The sequence below is a fragment of the Streptomyces sp. NPDC017246 genome (assembly GCF_044331325.1).
Taxonomy (GTDB): domain Bacteria; phylum Actinomycetota; class Actinomycetes; order Streptomycetales; family Streptomycetaceae; genus Streptomyces.
Map to the genome: position 1 here is coordinate 602,904 of NZ_JBIRMW010000001.1, position 16,756 is coordinate 619,659.

Here is a 16,756-nt window from a genome sequence, read left to right on the forward strand (position 1 = left end):
CGAAGACACCACACGCCGGAACCGGTCGGGCGCAACGGCGGACGGCATCTGGGTCAACCCTGTGACCTGCGTGAAGACCTGGTGAAGAAGATGATCATGAGAAGTCGGCGGCGGTTAGCCTGCCCAAATGAAACTCATGTTCGGACGAAGTAGACGCCTCGCCCAGCTCGCGCTCGGTGCGGCCGTGACCGCCTCCGTCCTCCTTCCCGCCCAGCCCGCCCAGGCCGCCTCCGGCCTGGATCCGTTCACCTCGACCTTCAAGCTCACGCGCGTGGACGGGGACAAGACCGGTCTCATCGACTCCGCCGAGGCCGCCGGAGTCGCCAAGGCGTCCGTCACCGACGTCCTGGGTACCCGTACGGGGCGTCCGGGGCTGTGTCACGCCACCGGGCTGAACGGCGCTCTCAAGCCCGACGGGTTCTGCTGGGACGACGAGGACGACCGCTCCAACTACGCGGACGGCGGCGGTGGCTGGATGCCGCAGGGCTTCGCGGGTTCGCATGCCGCCACCGCCGACGGGTTGTATGCGGGCCGCTCCCTCACCGCCACCGCCTGGTACCACGGCACCTACGTCGAGACGCGTACGCCGAAGACGGTCGAGGACTACGCGCGGGTCACGATCGCGGAGTCGACCGGCGGTCAGGTCAAGTACGGGCACATCGCGCTCGTGGAGCCGGTCGCCGGCAACTTCAAGCCGCTCGAGTACACCTCGCACTCGGACGGCGTCGCCTGGTACGGCAACCGGCTGTTCGTCGCCAACGGCGCCGAACTCCAGGTCTTCGACCTGACGCGCATGTGGCGCATGAACGACACCACGAGCGCCCTCACCCGCCTGGACGCGGGCAAGACCTCCGCCCGCTTCCACCTCTGGGCGATGCCGCTCGTCGCCCGCTACAGCACCATCAGCACCGCCGCGGTCGACAGCCCCTCCACGGCCTGGGTCAACAACAGCCCCCGTGCCTGCGGCCCGGCCGTCAAGGAAGAGCTGTGCCTCAGCAGCCTGAGCGTCGACCGCTCGGGCGCGACGCCGGCCCTGGTCTCGGTGGAGAACCGGAACGGCGCGGGCGCCCGCATCGTCCGCTGGCCGCTGTCGGCCCTCGGCACCGGCCTTCCCACCACGGTCGCCTCGGAGACCACGGGCTACAGCTCTCCCGTGTGGGGCATCCAGGGCACGGCCACGGACGGCACCAACTACTACATGAGCGGTACCTGCCCGACGTACTGGCCGGGCGGCACCGAGCTCTACTCCTGCATCCACGTGGCCAAGCCCGGCGAGGCGCCGCACGTCCTGACCCAGGCCCCGCAGCTGACCCAGGGCCTGTCCTGGGACCCCCACGCCAAGCGGCTCTGGGGCGCCAACGAGGCACTGGTGGACTCCAGCGGACCGCGCAGGGTCGTGTTCAACGTCGAGCCCGACGCCGGCAAGCCCGTCGACGGCTGGAGCTGGCTCACCAACTTCCACGTGGCGGGCTCCGCCTGTGCGACACCCCAGGGCAACGGCACCGCCAACGGCACCCCGATCACGGTGTGGAGCTGCACGGGATCGGACACCCAGCGGTGGAAGTACGAGAACGGCCTGATCGTCCACAAGGCGAGCGGCAAGTGCATCACCCCCGAGGCCAACGGCGCGAACACCAACGGCGCGCTGCTGACCCTGTGGACGTGCAATCCCTCCAGTGACGTCCAGCGGTTCGCCCCGTCGGCCGACGGCAGCGCCGTCAACGCCTACGGCAAGGCCATCACGCCCAAGGGCAACTCCCTGGGCAACGGCGTCTGGCTGACCCTGTGGACCCAGGGCAGCCCCACCTCCGACGTCCAGGACTGGGTGGTGAAGGGCTTCTAGCCCTCCCCCGCTCCTCCGGCACCGAGAAGGGGCCGACCCGCACCTGGGGTCGGCCCCTTCTAGGACAACTGCCGCCGTCGGAGGGGCGAACAGCGTGTGCGGCCCCTTCCTGGAGGCGGCACTCAGTCGTTTCCGGAGGTCCATGACATCCCGGAGGAGCGAGGCGCATACGGCCCACTGACCCGCGCCGCCCTTCAGGCCGAGACCGACCACGGCAACCGTCCGGGCCACGGCGGCCGTGGCGACACCTCGGGCGGGAGGAGCGGCCTGGGCGGCACCAGGTGAGACGCGGTTCTTGATCGACACACCTCGCCACGCTCCGGGCGTCGCATGCCCTGCCGACCGTGGTCGCAGCGCCAGTCGCGGCCGTGGTAGCCCATTGCCGCGACCAAGGCGAGTTGGCCCCCGGCCGCTCCCCGGCCCGTCCCCCGAAACGATCGAGGGGCCGTTTCAGATTGCTCTGAAACGGCCCCTCGATCTACGACTTCGAAAAGTCGGGACGACAGGATTTGAACCTGCGACCCCTTGACCCCCAGTCAAGTGCGCTACCAAGCTGCGCCACGTCCCGGTGCCCGTCTGACCTGGGGTTTCCCCTGGCTGGACGCGCATGAGAACAATACCGCACTTTCCGTGGTGGTCACGAACCCTTTCCCGGCGTCCGGAGCGGGGGCGTATACGAGGAGTGAGCCGGTGACTCTCCGTAGCACTTCTGTGCACCGAGGGGTGCGACCGTCTGTCACCTCTGAGGGCTGGACCAGACGGTCGGAGGGGTCTGCCGTCCGGGAAGGACGTGGTTCGAGAGGGCATCCGGAATCCCGAAACCACAGGAGGAGAAGTGCTCATGTGGTGAGGGGAGTGCTCTCATGACTGTGGGATGGCTGCTTCCTTGTGGTGGGCCTGTGGCAGAAAGATGCCTAAGCGGAATGCCACCCGGATCGGGCCGAGCAGGCCAAGACCACGCGAAACACAGTCCGGTTTCATCGTCAACCGCTCGGGTTTCGGACAAAAATCGTGGCGATATTGATCCGTCCCAGAAAGATCAACACCATGAAGTGGTCGGCCTGTCCGGGACGGGGCCACTGCCGATGCACCACCTGACCGGACAACCGATCAGGCGTTTCGCAGGAGAGGTACTCCGGATGGACGGCTACTTCAGCAGTCGACTGCATCATCAGCTCAGGGAGACGGTGCGCGACTTCGCAGAGCGTGAGGTTCGGCCACGGATAGCCGAGATGGAGGCGTCACGCACAGTTCACCACGAGCTGTCCCGGCTGATCGCCGAGCAGGGCTGGCTGGGCGCGACCATCGCCCAGGAATACGGCGGAATGGGCGCAGGCCACCTGGCCAAGACCATCATCATCGAGGAGCTGTCCCGGGTCAGCGGCGCCATGGGTGCCATGGTCCAGGCCTCACAGCTGGGCACCGCCAAGATCGTCCACTTCGGCAGCGACGAGCAGCGGAAGACCTGGCTTCCCAGGATCGCCGCCGGTGAGTGCCTGCCGACCATCGCGGTCACCGAGCCCGAGTCGGGTGGGCACGTCCTCGGCATGAGCGCCAGCGCGGTGCGCGACGGCGACGACTACATCCTCAACGGCAGCAAGGTCTACGTCGGCAACAGTCACGTCGGTGACCTGCACGGCGTGGTGGTCAGGACCGGTCCCGGTTCGAAGGGTCTCACCGCCTTCCTGGTCGAATCCCATCGCCCCGGGTTCAGGACCGGTCCGCAGCAGCCGGCCATGGGCCTCCACGGCTTCAGCTTCGGCGAGCTGATCTTCGAGAACTGCCGGGTGCCCGCATCCAACCGGCTCGGCGACGAGGGCGACGGTCTCTCCGTCGCCTACTCCTCCAGCGTGCTCTACGGCCGGGCCAACCTCACCGCCGTCTCCCTCGGCATCCACCAGGCGATCCTGGAGGAGACCACCCGGTTCGCCTCCGAGCGCATCCGCTACGGCAAGCCGCTCCACGACCTCCCCACGGTGAAGCTGAAGCTGGGGCAGATGCAGTCCCGGCTGATGACCGCCCGGCTGGCCGCGTACCACGCCGTGCATCTGCTCGACCAGGGGCTCTCCTGCGACACCGAGCTGATGAACGCCAAGCTCGTCAACGTCGAGTCGGCGATCGACTCCGGTCGTAACGCCATGGAGATCCACGCCGCCGCCGGCCTCTTCACGGACCGGTCCATCGAGCGGTACCTCCGCGACGCACACCACATCTTCGCGCCGGCCGGCACCTCCGACATCCAGCTGCTGCGCCTTGCCGAGGTCGCTCTCGGCCAGGACAAGGGCAGTTGGTCGGAGCGGCTGTCCGAGCTGGTCCGCACACCGGAGCCGGAGCCGGTCCACGCCTGACGAACCCGGCCCGGAACACCGGTGACCCCGGAACACCGGTGACCCCGAAGCACCGAAAGCCCCAGAACTGCCGGGAGCCCCGGTACGGCGACGGCCGTACCGGGGCTCCCGCCATGTCGCACGGCGCGTGCGACGGGTGCGGCGAGGGTCAGAACCTGCCGTCCTCGCGACGGTTGATCTGCTCCATCAGCTCGGCCGCCATCACCTTGATCGTCTCGAGACCGGCGCGCCCCCACGGGCGGACGTCGGTGTCGACCACGCAGATGGTGCCGAGCGCGACCCCCGTGCGGTCTATCAGCGGCGCGCCCATGTAGGAGCGGATGCCGATCTCGTCCACGACCGGGTTCCCGGCGAAGCGCGGGTAGTCGCAGACGTCCTCCAGGACAAGGGCCTTGCGCCGCACGACCACGTGCGGGCAGTAGCCGTGGTCGCGGGCCATGAAGCGGCCGACACCGCCGGCGCCCGCGGCGGCCGCACCCAGGTCGCTGCCCGAGTGGGTGCCCTCGGGGGTGTGCAGCCCCGCGAAGAACTGCCGGTTCTCGTCGATGAAGTTGACCATCGAGAACGGGGCTCCGGTCACCTCCGCGAGGCGGTGGGCGAACTCGTCGAACGCCGGCTCCGGACGCTCCCCGAGACCGAGTTCGTGCAGCCGCTGCACACGGGCGGGCGCGTCCTTGTCGATGGGGGTCAGCAGGAGGTGGCCGGTGGGGTCGTACGTCATGGCGTGGCTCCGTAGCTCGGCACGGTGGCCGGGATGGTGGTGAGCAGATGCTGGACGAGGGTCAGCAGGGTGCGGATTCCGGAGCTGGAGATCCGGGCGTCGCAGAGGACGACCGGCACATCCGGCTTGAGGTCGAGCGCGGACCTCACCTCGTCCGGTTCGTAGCGGAAGGAGCCGTCGAACTCGTTGACCGCCACGACGAACTGGATGCCCCGCCGCTCGAAGAAGTCCACGGCGGAGAAGCATTCCTGGAGCCTGCGGGTGTCGGCGAGGACGACCGCCCCGAGCGCACCCTCGGAGAGTTCGTCCCACATGAACCAGAAGCGTTCCTGGCCGGGGGTGCCGAAGAGATAGAGCACATGGCGGTCGTCGAGCGTGATGCGGCCGAAGTCCATGGCGACGGTGGTCGTGGTCTTGGACTCCACGCCCTCCAGGCTGTCGGTGGCCGCGCTGACCGAGGTCAGCAGCTCCTCGGTGCTCAGCGGTTCGATCTCGCTGACCGCGCCCACGAGGGTCGTCTTGCCCACGCCGAAGCCGCCCGCCACCAGGATCTTGAGCGCGGTGGGGAACGGGTCGGTCGCGAGACTGTCGTGGCGCTCAGAGGCGTTGTCGTAGGCCATCGAGCACTGCCTCCAGCAAGGAACGGTCGGTTGGGTTGGCGTGGAACCGGGGAGCGCGGGCGGTGAGCGCCCCGCAGTCCACGAGGTCGGAGAGCAGGACCTTGGTGACCACGGCCGGGAGCCGTAAGTGCGCCGCGATCTCGGCCACCGAGGTGGGCCCGTCGCACAGCCCGAGGGCCAGGCTGTGCTCGGGGCCCATATGGGCCTGGAGGGACGATCCGGTCGCCATCACCATGGACAGCAGGTCCAGGGCGGTGGTGGGCTTGGTCCGGCCGCCGCTGACGGTGTACGGGCGGATCAGCCGGCCGGCCGCGTCGTCGAGCCAGGGCCCTTCCTGAGGGGTCGTCATGTTCACTGCCCGATGCCACCCACCACGCCGGCCGTCTGCCGGGCGGGGGTGACCAGGTACGGACGGACACTCTTGACGAGCATCGCCATCTCGTACCCGAGGACCGCGGCGTCCGCCTCGCGCCCGGCGAGGACCGCCAGGCAGGTGCCGGAGCCCGCGGTGGACACGAACAGCAGGGTGGAGTCGAGCTCCACGACCACCTGACGCACCTCTCCGCCGTCGCCGAACCGGGCGCCCGCGCTGCGCCCGAGCGAGTACAGCCCGGAGGCGAGGGCGGCCATGTGGTCGGCGGCGTCGGGGTCGAGGCCGTGGACGGACTTCACGAGGCCGTCGGAGGAGAGCAGAACCGCGTTGCGGGTGTAGGGGACCCGCTGGACCAGTCCGCTCAGCAGCCAGTCGAGGTCCGAGGAATGGCCGGTCGGCACATTGCTCGCCATGGTGTCTACTCCTTGTGCGCGTCGCCTGGACGCAGCGATTCATGGGGGGCGGGCTGGGATTCGGCGAGACCGATGCCGCGCTGGAACGCGGCCATCAAGCCGGGGTCGTGCAGGGCGTGCTCCTCGGGCTTGCGGGCCACGGGCTCGTCGCGCAGCTGCGGGACGATGTGCTCCTGGGCGCGCCGCTTGGGGAGCACGGGCCGGCCGTTGTCCGCGGGCGCCGGGGGGAGTGGCGTCAGGAGGACGGTCGGGGGTCCCTGGTGTTCTCCGCCGGCCGACTGCGCCGGTATCGCGGGGGTGCGACCGGAGTCCGCGTACCCGTGGGACCGCTCGCTCGTACGGGGGTACGTGAGCGGGTCGTGGACGGGGGGCTCCTCGTGACGGACGGCGGTCCGCTCCGGGGAGTACGGGGACTGCGGTACGGGTCCGGTGGCGGCCGTCGTGCCCATGGCCACGGGCGCGGGCGCCTGGTGGTGGGCCGGGGCCGTCGTCGGAGCCGTCATGGGGGCCTGCGCCGGGGCGGCCAGGGGGGTGGCGACCGCGGGGGCGGGCTGCGAGGGCGACTGCACGGGCGACTGGGGATGTGGCGTCGCCTGGGGCTGCATCTGCACCTGGTTCGGCGGGACCGCGGCGGAGCCCGCGGTCGCGGCGGCCTGGCGCTCGTGCTGGGCCAGTCCCTCGGGGTCGGCGCCGAGGAGGCCCTGCGGGAGCACGAGGACGGCCTGGACGCCACCGTAGATGTTGGACTGGAGGCGTACGGCGATGCCGTGCCGGCGGGCGAGCGCCGAGACGACGAAGAGTCCGATGCGGCCGTCCTGCAGCAGATGCGCGACGTTGACCTGGTCGGGGTCGGCGAGCAGTGCGTTCATCTTGTTCTGCTCGGTGACGGGCATGCCGAGACCGCGGTCCTCGACCTCGATCGCGAGACCGGCCGTGACGTACTGCGCGCGGAGCAGCACCGTGGTGTGCGGCGCGGAGAACAACGTCGCGTTCTCGACGAGTTCGGCGAGGAGGTGGATGACGTCGGCCACGGCATGGCCCCGGAGCGTACCGTCGATCGGGGGTACGAGCTTCACCCGCGGGTACTGCTCGACCTCGGCGATGGAGGAGCGCAGCACCTCGGTCATGGTGACCGGGTTCGACCACTGGCGGCGGGAGATCGCGCCGCCGAGCACGGCGAGGTTCTCGGCGTGGCGGCGGATGCGGGTGGCCAGGTGGTCGACGTGGAAGAGGCCCTTGAGCAGCTCCGGGTCCTCGACCTCGTTCTCCAGTTCGTCGAGGAGCTGGATCTCGCGGTGGACCAGGGACTGCAGGCGCCGGGCGAGGTTGACGAAGACCTCGACCTTCTGTTCGTTGCCGACGCTGCTGGAGAGCCGGGACGCCTGCACGACGGCCGCGACGGCGGCCTCGTGAGAGCGCGTCAGCTCGTGCGAGAGCAGGTCGAATTCGTCGCCCGACGTGATGCCGGTCGGCAGTGCGGGACGGGGAGGGATTCCCTCTCCCTTGCGCAACTGTTCGATGATCGTCTGCAGTTCGCCCTGGCTGCGGACGCTGGAGCGGCGCAGGGAGTCGCAGCGGTCGAGGACCGCCTTGGCGGCCCGGTCCGCGCCGAGCGCGGCCGCCGTCACGGAGGCGACGGTGAGGGCGGCGGCCCCGGTGAGCGCGGCCCAGAGGCCGGGGCCGGGGGTGGCGCCGGTGGAGCGGATGGTGAAGAGCACGGCCGCGGCCCCGCCCAGTGCCACCGCGACGGCGGGAAGCACGGAGGTGCGCAGGAGTTGGGGGCGTATGCGGGCTTCCGTCGTGTGCGGCGCGGGGGGCTGCGAGGGGGGGTTGCCGCCGGCGCCGGGGGCGGAGCGGGCGCCGGACCGGCCGTGCCGCCCGCCCTCGCGTCGATCGGACCGCGAGGCGGGTGCGCGAAGTTGAGACATGAGTGTCCTTGGTACGTACGTGCCCAGGAATCGGCGTACTCGGGGGTGGACTACGGGGGGGGACTGCAAGGGGGTGGACTAAGGGGGTGGTTCAGGGGGTGTGCGACGTGCGTGCGATGAGCCTATCGATGATCACCAACCACACACTGTAGTCGTCAACCGTTCATGTGCGGTGCGCAGTTGGCAAACTTACCCGTAGACCGGCCCGCTCTGGTATCACCTCTCACCCGACAGGCCGAGAAGCTTCGGCCGAAATCCGATGCCATGGCGCGGAAGAGTCGCCGGGAGGGGGAACGGAAGAGGGCGGAGGCGTTCTCACGCCTCCGCCCTCTGCGGAAATCCCTCCCCACCGGAATGCCCCGGCGGGGGTGCGGACCGTCCGGTCCGCTCGCGCCCTCAGGGGGTCCGTGCCGCCTCCGGGGCACCCCGGCCGGCATCCGTGCCGGGTTCGCCGGAGGCCCTCCCGGAGCCCGCTTCCCCGTTCGCGTCCGCAGCCGCCGGGGACCCGGCGGTGAGCGGCTGGTGACCGTCGGTGAGACCCGTGCCGCCCCAGCCGCCGGCGGGGACCCGGGCGACCGGGCGCCACCAGGGGCTCTCGGGCAGCCGCTCGGCGCCCGGCTCGAAGGGCTCGCCGGGGATCGGCAGGGCGATCCGCTGGGCGGCTCCGGCGGCCGCCTCGACGGTGCCCTCCCCCGGCTCGGCCCACGGGTGCGGGGCGAGGTTGAAGGTGCCCCAGTGGATCGGCAGCATCACTCCGGCGGGAGCGCCGCCCTGGAGGTCCAGGTGGGCCCGCATGCCCTCTGCGGGGGTCATGTGGATGTCGGTCCAGAACTCCGAGTAGGCACCGATCTGGATCATGGTGGCGTCGAAGGGGCCGTGGGCCTCGCCGATCTCCTTGAAGCCGGAGAAGTAGCCGGTGTCCCCGCTGTGGAAGATCCGGTGGGCGGGACCCGCCACCACCCAGGAGGCCCAGAGCGTCATCTGCCGGTTGCGCAGTCCGCGGCCGCAGAAGTGGCGGGCCGGGGTGGCCGTGAGCCGCAGTTCGCCGATCTCGGTGGACTCGTTCCAGTCCAGCTCGCGCAGGCGGGAGGCGGGCACCCCCCAGCGCTCCAGGTGCGCGCCGACCCCGAGCGGCACCGCGAAGACGGTGTCGGTGCCCGCGAGCGCCTTGATCGTCGGCAGGTCGAGGTGGTCGTAGTGGTCGTGGGAGATCACGACGACGTCGACCGGGCCGAGCGCGGCGAGCGGTGCGGGCACCGGGTGGAGCCGCTTGGGTCCGGCGAAGGGGAACGGCGAGCAGCGGTCGCCCCAGACCGGGTCGAAGAGCACCCGGTGGCCGTCGATCTCCGCGAGGACGCCGGAATGGCCCATCCAGGTCAGCCGCAGCCCGGTGGCCGGGGGCCTGGCCAGGTCGGCGACGGTCGTCGGGTGCACGGGGATCGTGCCGGTGGGGGCGCGGCGCGAGCGTGCTTCCTTGTCGAAGTAGATCTTGGCGAACTCGACGCTCGATCCGGAGGGGCCGCGTCGGGCCTGCTCGGGGTTCTGGAAGATCCCGTCCGCGAAATTCGGCGAGCGGTGGATGCGGGCGAGGCGCTCGCCCGTGGGATCCGCGCCGAAGGACTCGGGGCGCAGTGCGCGCAGCCGGGCCCGTGGCGAACGGTCGGAGCCGGTACCGGTCACAGGACCTCCTGATCTCTGGGGGTCGTTCCATTATGGGCGGCCCGCGCCGAGAACGGTCGGGGCGGTCAGCCATACTGAACCGCCGTTCAGTACAACTGCCCGGCCGACCCGTCCCTCGCGAGGAGATGCCCGATGAGTTCCGCCCCCCTGCTTTCCGTCGGCTGGACCGACCACGTGACCGGCCGCCGGGGCCATCTGGTGGTCGACCGCCTGGTGCGCGGCGTGGCCAGCGGCGGCCTGCGGATGCGCGAGGGGTGCACGGCGGAGGAGGTCGCCGGGCTCGCCCGCGGCATGACCATGAAGGAGGCGCTGCACTACGACCCGAGGGGCCGTTACGTCCCGCTGGGCGGCGCCAAGGGCGGCATCGACTGCGACCCCCGCTCCCCCGAGGCGTACGGCGTCCTCGTGCGCTATCTGCGCGCGATGCGGCCGTACGTCGAGCGGTTCTGGACCACCGGGGAGGACCTGGGGCTCACCCAGGACCTGGTGGACCGCGCCGTGGCCGAGGCGGGCCTCGTCTCGTCCGTGCAGGCCGTGTACCCGCTCCTGGAGGACGAGGCGGCGGCCCGGAAGCGGCTCGCCGACGCCTTCGCGATCAAGGTCGACGGCATCGGCCTCGACGCGCTGGTCGGCGGTCTCGGGGTCGCCGAGTCCGTGCTCGTCGCCCTCGACCGGGCCGGCCGGGCGTACGCCGGGACCCGCGTGTCGGTCCAGGGACTCGGCACGATGGGCGGCGCGACCGCCCGGTTCCTGGCACGCGCGGGACTGAGCGTGGTGGCCGTCGCCGACGTCCAAGGCACGATCGTGAACCCCGACGGCCTCGACGTCGAGGCACTGCTCGCGGCCCGCGACGCCCACGGCGCCGTCGACCGCGCCGCGCTGCGCGCCGGCGACCGGGAGGAGCCCGGGGACGCCTGGCTCGCGGCCGGGGCCGAGGTGCTGGTGCCGGCGGCCGTCTCGTACGCCGTCGACGCCGGGAACCAGGGCCGGATCACGGCCCGCTGGATCGCCGAGGCGGCGAACATGCCGGTCCTCCCGGAGGCCGAGGAGGCGCTCCGCGCGCGCGGGGTGACGGTGCTGCCGGACGTGGTCGTGAACTCGTGCACCAACGCCTGGTGGTGGTGGACCCTCTTCGGTGACATCGAGGCCGATGCCGACCAGGCCTTCGACCGGGTACGCGGGGCGATGCGCACGCTCGTCGGGGGGATGCTCGACCGGGCGGCGGCGGACGGCACGAGCCCGCGCGCCGCGGCGCACGCGCTGGTGGAGGAGCGGCTTCCGCGGATCGCCGAACGCTACGGCTGGTACTGAGCCGGCCACACACCGCAGCCATTTACGATCATGCCCGCGTCATGTGGCTGTGTAGGCTGCCTGCTGTGGCGAGAGTGCGGTTGAACGTGGCCGAGCGGCGGGAGGAACTGCTCCGGGCCGCCGTCGAACAGATCGAGGCACGTGGGGTCGCGGCCGTCCGGATCGCCGATGTCGCCTCGGCGCTCGGCGTGAGCAACGCCCTGGTGCTCTACCACTTCTCGTCCAAGGAACAGCTGGTCGCCGCGGCCTTCGCGCACGCCGCCGAGGCCGACCTCGCCCATCTGCGACGGCTCCTGGGCCGCCGCTCCAGCGCCGTACGACGCCTGCGGGCCGCGGTCCGCTGGTACGCGCCGACCGGGCAGGCCAAGGGCTGGCGGCTGTGGATCGAGGGCTGGGCGGCCTCCCTGCGCGACCCCGAACTGCGCCGGGTCGCCGCCTCCCTCGACCGGGAGTGGAAGGCGGCGCTGACCCGGGTGATCGCGGAGGGGACCGAGGCGGGCGAGTTCCGCTGCGCGGACCCGGCCGCGGCGGCCTGGCGGCTCACCGCCTTCCTCGACGGCCTCGCGGTCCAGACGACGGCCTACGCCGGCTCCCTCTCCCGCACCGCGATGCTGCGCTGGGCGGACGCCGCCCTCGTCCGGGAGCTGAACCTGCCGGGCGAGGACGAGGCCGGGGAACCGGCTGACGGCGCGGAACCCGCCTCCCACCGGGAGACGGAGGCCCGGGCACGGACGTGGGCCGAGGCGGAGACGGACGGGCCCGACCGTCCGGACGCCCTCTAGACCAGCTCGAAGACCGCCGAGACCGTGACCTGCTCCTCGATCTCGCCCGGGGCCAGCGGGACGCTCGGCTCGTCGGCGGAGATACCGGCGGCCGCGCCCGGTCCGGGGCGCACGGACTCGCCCTCGCTGAGCGAGACCAGCCGGCCGAGCACATGGCCGCTGAGCCGCGCGTGCTGCGCCGCCTTGTCGTACGCGTCCCGGTAGGCGACCTCGCGGGCCTTCACCCGCAGCGCCGACGGGTCGGCGACGTCGAAGACGACGCCGTTGATCCGGCCCGCGTCACCCGTGGCGTCGTTGACGGCGCCGATGACCCGCCCCGCCCTGTCGATCTCCCGGACCTTGACGGAGAAGGACTGCCCGGCCTGGTAGCCGGTCACCTTGTTCTCCCCTCCGGCGTTCAGTGTGTAGACCGGGGACAGCGAGAGGCTGTCGGTACGGATGTCCCGCTCGGCGATCCCCTGCTCGTGGAGCACCGCCAGGAGCGCCTCGGCCGCGGTGTTCTGCGCGGCCATCGCCTCCTTCGCGGTCTTACGGGCGGCCTCGACGCCGACGGACAGGATCGCCAGATCGGGCGCGGCGGCCGCGCGGCCGTGGCCGGAGACGGTGACCGTCGCGGGCGCCTCCGCCCGGGCGGCCGCGCGAAGGGCCGTCCGCCCGGGCGCCGCGGCCAGGGCGGGAGTCGCCGTACCGACGAGAAGGCCGCCGAGGACGGCGGTGGCGGCGAGCAGACGGGCGGTACGGGCGGCGCTGGGCCGGCGGGTCGTCACAGGCGGTCCCTTCGAGGATGGGTGCCGGAGCTCCGGCGGGCACATCCCAGCACCCGGCGCGGTCACCACCCGTACGCCACTCCTGACCGCCGGCTCCCTTCACCTCTCCGTACCAGTCGCCCGTCACCACCCGCCGTGCCCCCGCTCCCGTGGGCACCCGCTCAGGTCTGGACGAGGGGTTCGTACGCGTCGGGATGCAGCCCGAAGGTCCAGGCGACGCCCTCCCGCGCGGTCCGGGTCCTCGGCGGCACCCGGAGCCAGTACGTACGGTGGCTGCCGTCGGGCTCGGGCGTGGAGTTGACGACCTCGACCATCGCGACGTCCTCGTCGTCGGCCAGCTCGATCCGCCAGAGGACGCCCGTCTCGTCGCGGTGCTCGTGCCGGGCTCCGGAGGCGGCGAGGTAGCGGTCGTAGCCGTAGTACTCCAGCATCACGCGGCGCAGTTCGGCGTTCTCCTCCTTCCGTATCCGCTCCGGGGTGAGACCGGCGAGCCCGGCGAGGAACGCGGCGGGCACCGGCATGCCCCGCCAGGCGTGCAGGGCGAAGCCGTCGGCGAAGGCGAGCGCCGGGCCGTCGCCCCGGTCGAGGCGCCCCGCCTCGTCCCGGTGGAGCTCGACGGGCCGCTCGCAGACCACCGCGACGTTCTCGTACGGCCACCACCAGCCCGCGTGTTCGGCGACGGCCACGAGGCCGGCGAGCCGCTCGCCGTGACCGTCGAAGGCGGCGAGCCAGGCGGCGTCGTGCTGGCCGAGCACCGCGTCGAGCAGCACGAGCCGCACGGCGGTCGCCTCGCGCCCGGAAGCGCCGGACTCGGCCGGCATGGCCGGCATGCCCGGCACCCTGGGCGGGGCGGTCCCGGCGGACGAGGCCGCGGACCCGGCTGCCTCCGCCACTCCCGCCCTTATCCGGTCGGCGAGGTCGCGCGTGAGGTCCCACAGGTGGGCCCCCGTCGCCTGCCAGTGGGCCGCCCAGCCCGCCGGGCCGAGCGCGTCGTGGAGACGGCGGCGCTCCTCGGCCCACGGCCGGGTGCGCACCTCGTCCCGTACCGAACGGCCCTGGTCCGCCAGGCCCCGTACGAGCGTGACGGCCGCGAGCGGCGAGTCCGCCCAGAGGACGCGCGCGGGTTCGGCGAGACCGGCCGTGCGGTAGGCGAGCCGGAGTCCGGCCTCGGCGGCCGACCGGTCGGCGGGCCCGGTGGCCGCGGCGACGGACCGCCACTTGTCCTGTGCGGTGGTGTGGTTGATGTCGGCGTGGTTCATGTGGAAGCCCCCAGGTGTCTCTCGGTCAGTCCGCGACGATCCGGTACGCCCCGGGCACGTACTCCCGCTGGCGCACCACCCGGTACCAGCCCCTGGGCAGCGGGATCGGGGCGTGCTCCTCGTGGACCACCCGGCCGCCCTGGGGCAGTTCGAGCAGGAACGGGCCGAAGGGCCCCGGCTCCCGCACGAGTCGGCCGGGCCCGGGAATCGCGTGGGCGTGCCGGGTGACCTCGCCGAGGGCGAGGACCAGGCGGCCCCGGGCGTCCCTCGGCTCCCCCGCCGCCGTCCTCGCCCGCTCCGGAACGGCCGTCTCGTCGACGGGCGCGATCAGCACGTCTCCCTGCCGGTACATGGCTCTCCCCTCCCCGTTCGGCCCGGTACGGCCGATCACGACGACGACGCTAGAGGCCGGGTCTGACAATCGGCCCCCGCACCGGCGCCCGGCCCGTCGGCACGCGGTCCGGGCACCGTCCGCACGCGGTCCGCCCTCGGTCGGCGCCCGCTCGCCACCCGTCACGGACCGACCCGGCGCGGGGCGTTGTCGGTGCCGCTTGGTAGAACTCTTGCCATCAGCCGATCCACGCCGTCCGTCGTCCGGGAGCGCAGTCATGACCGTTGGCCACTACCTGAAGGAATTCCACGGCCTGCCCGTGTTCCCCTTCCCGGACGCGGACACCCGGGTCGAGCTGCCCGACGCGGCGGCCGTCGCCTGGCGGCTCTCCTCACCGACGTACTGCGACGGCGACGACGAGCAGTGGGAGGCTCGGTTCGAGCGCTTCCTGAAGTCGGTCGACGCGGGGCGGGTGCGCGCGCTGGTCGTCGGCGGCTGGGACGAGGCGTACGAGAACTCGTCGGCCGGCATCGTCACGGCGCTCATGGGCGCCAACAACCGGCTCACCGCCCTTGAGGCGGTCTTCCTCGGCGACATGACCGGCGAGGACTGCGAGATCTCCTGGATCGTCCAGTCCGATGTGACCCCGCTGCTCGCCGCCTATCCCGGCCTGCGGGAGTTCGGGGTGCGCGGCGGCACGGGGCTGGCCTTCCCGCCGGTCCGGCACACCGGTCTCGAGTCGCTGGTCGTGGAGACGGGCGGCCTGCCCGCCGCGGTGGTGCGCGGGATCGCGGGCAGCGACCTGCCCGCGCTGGAGAAGCTGGAGCTCTGGCTCGGCACCGACGAGTACGGCGGTGACAGCACGGCCGAGGACCTGGCGCCGCTGCTCTCCGGATCGGCGTTCCCCGCGCTGCGCGGTCTGGGCCTGTGCAACAGCGTCATCCAGGACGCCGTCGCCGAGGCCGTGGCGGGCGCCCCCGTCGTCGCCCGGATCGAGCGGCTCGACCTCTCCATGGGCGTGCTCACGGACGAGGGCGCGGCGGCCCTGCTCGACGGGCAGCCGCTGACTCATCTCACCCACCTCGACCTCACCCACCACTATCTGTCGCAGGCCATGCGGGAGCGGGTGCTCGCCGCGCTCGCCCCGCACGGGGTGGCCGTCGGCCTCGGCGACGCGCAGGAGCCGGAGGACGAGGGCGACGGCGAGGTCTACCGGTACGTCGCGGTCGCCGAATGACCACCGGCCCGCGCCTCGTGGTCGTCGGTGATCCGGCGGGCCGCCGTGTCGCGTTCTTCCAGGACGCGCTGCGGACCGCCGGGCTGCCCGAGGCGCGGGCGGTGTCCTGGCCCGAGGTGCTGCGCGGCCGGGCGCGGTTCACGGAGGGCGAGACGGTGCGCCTGGACTCGCCCGGTGAGGACCCGGAGGCGGACCGGCTGCTGCGTGCGCTCGACGATCCGACCCGTGTCGAGGGCACCGGCCTCTGGTACGAGCGGTTCACCGCCGCCGTGACGGCTCTCGCCCGATCCGTCGCCGAGGCGGGCGCCGTCCTCGTCGACGACCCCGCCGAGCTGGCGGTGCTGTTCGACAAGCGGCTCGGCCACGGCGTGCTGCGCGCGGCCGGGGTGCCGGTGCCCGAGTCGCCGACCTCCGGTCCCGCCGCGCCCGCCGTGCGCGGCTGGGACGGCCTGAGGTCGCTGACCGCGCGGGCCGGGCTGCGCCGGGTCTTCGTGAAGCTCGCGCACGGCTCCTCCGCCTCGGGGGTGCTCGCTCTGGAGAGCACCGGCACGGGCCGGGTCCAGGCCACCACGTCGGTGGAGCGCGGGCCCGACGGACGGCTCTTCAACTCCCTGCGGGTACGGCGCTACACGAGCGAGCGCGAGGTCGCCGCGATCGTGGACGCCCTCGCCCCCGACGGCCTGCACGTCGAGCGCTGGCTGCCCAAGGCCGCCCAGGACGGCCGGGCTGCCGATCTGCGGGTGGTGGTGATCGACGGGCGGGCCACCCACGCCGTGCTGCGCACCAGCCGTTCCCCCATGACCAATCTGCATCTGGGCGGCGCCCGGGGCGATCTGGACGCGGCCCGGGCCGCGATCGGCGCGGCCGGCGGGCGGTGGACGGACGCGCTCGATGTGTGCGAGCGGGCCGCCGCCGCCTTTCCGGGCACCCGGTGCGTGGGCGTCGACCTGCTGCCCGCCACGGGCTGGCGTCGCTTCGCGGTGGGCGAGGTCAACGCCTTCGGCGATCTGCTGCCCGGCCTCACGGGCCTGCCCGGCAGTGGTGCCGAGGGCCTCGACACCTACGCGGCGCAGGTCGCCGCACAGTTCCCGCCCCGCCACACCGACATCTCCCGCACCACAGGAACGAGCACCACGTGAATCA

General features: G+C 72.5%; 16 protein-coding genes and 1 tRNA gene. 6 read left to right on the plus strand and 11 right to left on the minus strand.

What is annotated here, in order from left to right:
• Positions 1–127: 127 nt before the first annotated feature.
• A complete protein-coding gene (locus ACH4MY_RS02670; protein WP_397996475.1) occupies positions 128–1,843 on the plus strand; it encodes an RICIN domain-containing protein in 1,716 nt (571 codons plus the stop codon).
• A gap of 494 nt (positions 1,844–2,337) precedes the next feature.
• On the opposite strand, the gene ACH4MY_RS02675 is transcribed toward ACH4MY_RS02670, so the two are convergent.
• Positions 2,338–2,411, minus strand: a tRNA-Pro gene (locus tag ACH4MY_RS02675).
• Positions 2,412–2,826: 415 nt separating this feature from the next.
• Positions 2,827–3,015, minus strand: coding sequence for a hypothetical protein (locus ACH4MY_RS02680; RefSeq protein ID WP_397997441.1), 189 nt, complete (start codon positions 3,013–3,015; stop codon positions 2,827–2,829).
• On the opposite strand from ACH4MY_RS02680, the gene ACH4MY_RS02685 reads away from it, so the two are divergent.
• The gene (locus ACH4MY_RS02685) at positions 2,983–4,191 is read left to right on the plus strand and encodes an acyl-CoA dehydrogenase family protein (protein WP_397996478.1); all 1,209 of its coding nucleotides are present in this window, start codon (positions 2,983–2,985) and stop codon (positions 4,189–4,191) included. The genes ACH4MY_RS02680 and ACH4MY_RS02685 overlap by 33 nt on opposite strands.
• A gap of 148 nt (positions 4,192–4,339) precedes the next feature.
• On the opposite strand, the gene ACH4MY_RS02690 is transcribed toward ACH4MY_RS02685, so the two are convergent.
• The 6 genes from ACH4MY_RS02690 to ACH4MY_RS02715 all read right to left on the minus strand — a co-directional run bounded on the left by ACH4MY_RS02690 (position 4,340) and on the right by ACH4MY_RS02715 (position 9,926).
• Complete coding sequence (locus ACH4MY_RS02690) at positions 4,340–4,912, minus strand: GAF domain-containing protein (RefSeq protein WP_397996481.1); 573 nt, start codon at positions 4,910–4,912, stop codon at positions 4,340–4,342.
• A complete protein-coding gene (locus ACH4MY_RS02695) occupies positions 4,909–5,532 on the minus strand; it encodes a GTP-binding protein (RefSeq protein ID WP_397996484.1) in 624 nt (207 codons plus the stop codon). Before ACH4MY_RS02695 ends, ACH4MY_RS02690 begins: the two co-directional genes overlap by 4 nt.
• Entirely contained in the window at positions 5,510–5,881 is a 372-nt protein-coding gene (locus ACH4MY_RS02700; RefSeq protein ID WP_397996487.1) for a DUF742 domain-containing protein, read from the minus strand. Before ACH4MY_RS02700 ends, ACH4MY_RS02695 begins: the two co-directional genes overlap by 23 nt.
• Positions 5,882–5,883: 2 nt before the next feature.
• On the minus strand, positions 5,884–6,318 hold the full coding sequence (locus ACH4MY_RS02705) for a roadblock/LC7 domain-containing protein (RefSeq protein WP_189832660.1): 435 nt from the start codon (positions 6,316–6,318) through the stop codon (positions 5,884–5,886).
• A 5-nt stretch (positions 6,319–6,323) separates the two neighbouring features.
• Complete coding sequence (locus ACH4MY_RS02710) at positions 6,324–8,246, minus strand: ATP-binding protein (RefSeq protein ID WP_397996491.1); 1,923 nt, start codon at positions 8,244–8,246, stop codon at positions 6,324–6,326.
• 396 nt (positions 8,247–8,642) lie between these two features.
• Complete coding sequence (locus ACH4MY_RS02715) at positions 8,643–9,926, minus strand: MBL fold metallo-hydrolase (protein ID WP_397996494.1); 1,284 nt, start codon at positions 9,924–9,926, stop codon at positions 8,643–8,645.
• A gap of 132 nt (positions 9,927–10,058) precedes the next feature.
• Between ACH4MY_RS02715 and ACH4MY_RS02720 the strand changes: the two genes are divergently transcribed.
• On the plus strand, positions 10,059–11,237 hold the full coding sequence (locus ACH4MY_RS02720) for a Glu/Leu/Phe/Val dehydrogenase dimerization domain-containing protein (RefSeq protein WP_397996497.1): 1,179 nt from the start codon (positions 10,059–10,061) through the stop codon (positions 11,235–11,237).
• 65 nt (positions 11,238–11,302) lie between these two features.
• Positions 11,303–12,019, plus strand: a complete 717-nt coding sequence (locus ACH4MY_RS02725) for a TetR/AcrR family transcriptional regulator (RefSeq protein WP_397996500.1) — start codon at positions 11,303–11,305, stop codon at positions 12,017–12,019.
• Here the strand turns inward: ACH4MY_RS02725 and ACH4MY_RS02730 are convergent.
• The 3 genes from ACH4MY_RS02730 to ACH4MY_RS02740 all read right to left on the minus strand — a co-directional run bounded on the left by ACH4MY_RS02730 (position 12,016) and on the right by ACH4MY_RS02740 (position 14,397).
• On the minus strand, positions 12,016–12,786 hold the full coding sequence (locus ACH4MY_RS02730) for an SIMPL domain-containing protein (RefSeq protein ID WP_397996503.1): 771 nt from the start codon (positions 12,784–12,786) through the stop codon (positions 12,016–12,018). The two genes, ACH4MY_RS02725 and ACH4MY_RS02730, sit on opposite strands and share 4 nt — an antisense overlap.
• Positions 12,787–12,947: 161 nt before the next feature.
• Positions 12,948–14,045 (minus strand): DUF6745 domain-containing protein, encoded by a 1,098-nt coding sequence (locus ACH4MY_RS02735; RefSeq protein WP_397996506.1) that lies wholly within the window; start codon positions 14,043–14,045, stop codon positions 12,948–12,950.
• A gap of 25 nt (positions 14,046–14,070) precedes the next feature.
• Positions 14,071–14,397 (minus strand): hypothetical protein, encoded by a 327-nt coding sequence (locus ACH4MY_RS02740; protein ID WP_397996508.1) that lies wholly within the window; start codon positions 14,395–14,397, stop codon positions 14,071–14,073.
• Between the two features lie 256 nt (positions 14,398–14,653).
• Here ACH4MY_RS02740 and ACH4MY_RS02745 point away from each other — a divergent pair, with 256 nt between their 5' ends.
• A complete protein-coding gene (locus ACH4MY_RS02745; RefSeq protein WP_397996510.1) occupies positions 14,654–15,613 on the plus strand; it encodes an STM4015 family protein in 960 nt (319 codons plus the stop codon).
• Positions 15,610–16,752: an STM4014 family protein gene (locus ACH4MY_RS02750; protein ID WP_397996513.1), complete on the plus strand. Its 1,143-nt coding sequence runs from the start codon at positions 15,610–15,612 to the stop codon at positions 16,750–16,752. The genes ACH4MY_RS02745 and ACH4MY_RS02750 overlap by 4 nt, the downstream gene beginning before the upstream one ends.
• Positions 16,753–16,756 lie beyond the last annotated feature (4 nt).